We start from the raw sequence: 313 nt of genomic DNA on the forward strand, positions 1-313 counted from the left end.
CGTAAACTCAAGCTCAAACTCATTTAGACGCACGATTTCAATTTTTCCACCGCCAATGGAACCCCCTACAAGCGTTGTCTGCTGCATCCCATTTTTAAGTAATAGTTTTACAGTATTAGGGTGAGCTGCCTCTTCTCGCTCCTCGATGAAATTAATGTGCATTCCCCATTCCTTAGCCAATGTAATCGCATCTTGCATCCGCTCATCATCCGTCTCAAAACCCAGAAGCCCACCAATAAGCGCTACATCCGTCCCGGGACCCTTATACGTTTTCGCAAAAGAACCATACAAATGAATATCCACCTGCATTGGC

The 313-nt window shown here is 45.4% G+C and carries 1 protein-coding gene; it reads right to left on the reverse strand.

What is annotated here, in order from left to right; genetic code table 11:
* Positions 1–313, reverse strand: a 313-nt coding sequence (locus R8925_RS15985; RefSeq protein ID WP_430536766.1) for a serine dehydratase beta chain, incomplete at both ends; no start/stop codon positions are given.

The organism is Listeria rocourtiae subsp. hofi (genome assembly GCF_963575615.1).
Classification (GTDB): Bacteria; Bacillota; Bacilli; order Lactobacillales; family Listeriaceae; genus Listeria_A; species Listeria_A hofi.